The following is a 304-nucleotide window of genomic DNA, read 5'->3' as shown; positions in this document are numbered from 1 at the left end:
CAGTTAAGACTCGGTTTCCCTACGGCTCCCCTATGCGGTTAACCTTGCTACTAACATTAAGTCGCTGACCCATTATACAAAAGGTACGCGGTCACCCCATCACTAAGTCACCTCTGCTTGATTGGGCGGTTGACCCACGCTTCGCGTGGTTAACCCAATAAACAAAGTGATAGCGTCTCACTAAGATAAGGTGTCTTAGTGATGGGGCTCCCACTGCTTGTACGTAGACGGTTTCAGGTTCTATTTCACTCCCCTCACAGGGGTTCTTTTCGCCTTTCCCTCACGGTACTGGTTCACTATCGGT

The 304-nt window shown here is 49.7% G+C and carries 1 rRNA gene; it reads right to left on the bottom strand.

Features of this window, described 5'->3' with window-relative positions:
* Positions 1–304, bottom strand: a 23S ribosomal RNA gene (locus tag BZJ21_RS15805); the annotation flags it as partial.

Origin of the sequence: Salinivibrio costicola subsp. alcaliphilus (genome assembly GCF_001996185.1) — a bacterium.
Taxonomy (GTDB): domain Bacteria; phylum Pseudomonadota; class Gammaproteobacteria; order Enterobacterales; family Vibrionaceae; genus Salinivibrio; species Salinivibrio costicola.
This window is presented reverse-complemented; position numbering and strand designations above follow the sequence as displayed.